Raw genomic sequence first — 1,516 nt, forward strand, 5'->3', positions numbered from 1 at the left:
ACGCTGGCTCGAACATTTCCAGCACCGGATGGGTTTCATAGATCACCAACCGCCCGCCCGGTCGCAACAGCCCGGCCACCGACTGAAAAAACCGGCCCAGGTCTGGCATCCAGTTCAGCACGCCGATGGTGATCACGGCAAAGTCGAAATCGCGGCGGATGCCGGATGGCAGGCTATAGATGTCAGCTCACAGGAATTCACAGTCCGATCCGGCAATGCCCTTCAGGATCTCCGCCTGCTTCAGGAACTCCGCCGACTGATCAATTCCCAGGCAACGCTCCGCCCCGAAGGCGGCCAGCGACAGCGTCTCGCGCCCATTGTTGCAGCCGATTTGAACCCCAGAAAGCCCCTGCAATTCGAACCCTGCCAGCGTCTGGGTCATTGTGGCGTCAAACGTCGAAAAACCAGGCCGGGCAAACCCGGCGGTCAGGTCCTGCCACAGGGCATTGTCCTTGTGCAGCCGAGCCGAGTCATCCCAGGCAAGACGGTTGGCGGCAATCGCCTGCTCCAATTCAATAGGCGCATCACCCACGGCAGGTCCTCCTGGGCTAATTTGATCAAATTTCAGGCACGGTGCCGGATTTTCAATCAGGGATCAACCCCCAGGCGACATGCATGCACGAAAAAGGGCCGCCCGCAGGCAGCCCTCTCATCACTCTGAACAGCCGGATCCGGCTTATTCGCCGCCGCCCAGCTGGTGGACATAGGACGAAACCGCGCGGATCTGCGCCTCGGTGAGGCGGGTGTTCCAGGCCGGCATCACACCATAGCGCGAGTTGGTCACGGTCTCGCTCAGGGTGGCGTAGTCGCCGCCGTAAAGCCAGATTGCATCCGCTAGGTTCGGCGCGCCTTGTTCACGGTCGCCGGTGCCGTCCTCGGCGTGGCAGGAAGCGCAGTTGTCAGCAAAGACAACCGATCCGGCCTCAACCTTCGACGCATCCTGCGCCTCGCCCGACAGCGACATCACGTAGTTGACCACCTGGGAAATCTCTTCTTTCTCAAGCAGCTCGTCGCGGCCGAATGCAGGCATCTCGGAATAGCGCGCATCATCGCTGTCCTCATTGCGGATGCCGTGGGCGACGGTGGCGTGGATATCCTCCACCGAGCCGCCCCACAGCCAATCGTCATCCAACAGGTTCGGATAGCCCTTGGCGCCCGCAGCACCAGAGCCGTGGCACTGGGCGCACCAGGTCTTGAACACCGCGGACCCGGCGGACACCGCGTAGGAGTTCAGCTCAGGATCTGCCGCAATGGCGGTCAGCTCGGTTGCCTCCAGCTTGGCGTTGACCGGCGCGTTGGCTTCTTCCACCGCGGTGATCTCAGCCGCCACATCGGCGCGGGTCGACCAGCCCAGCACCCCGGCAGTGGCGCCGTTGATCAACGGCCAGGCCGGATAGGCGATGGTATAGAGAACGCCCCAGATGATGGTGGCGTAGAAGGTCCACAGCCACCAGCGCGGCATCGGGTTGTCGAATTCCTCGATCCCGTCCCACTCATGGCCGGTGGTGTTCGGATC

Annotated in this window: 3 protein-coding genes; all 3 read right to left on the reverse strand. The window is 62.5% G+C overall.

Annotated features, from left to right (window positions below; translation table 11 throughout):
- The coding region (locus tag A2I95_RS42725; RefSeq protein ID WP_367153206.1) for a methyltransferase domain-containing protein at positions 1-181 on the reverse strand (181 nt) is incomplete at its 3' end.
- A 6-nt stretch (positions 182-187) separates the two neighbouring features.
- A complete protein-coding gene (locus tag A2I95_RS37100; protein ID WP_291737472.1) occupies positions 188-532 on the reverse strand; it encodes a hypothetical protein in 345 nt (114 codons plus the stop codon).
- A gap of 144 nt (positions 533-676) precedes the next feature.
- Positions 677-1,516: cytochrome-c oxidase, cbb3-type subunit III (gene ccoP, locus A2I95_RS37105; protein ID WP_291737473.1), on the reverse strand; the 840-nt coding region annotated here is incomplete at its 5' end.

It is taken from the genome of Leisingera sp. F5, from assembly GCF_001593695.1.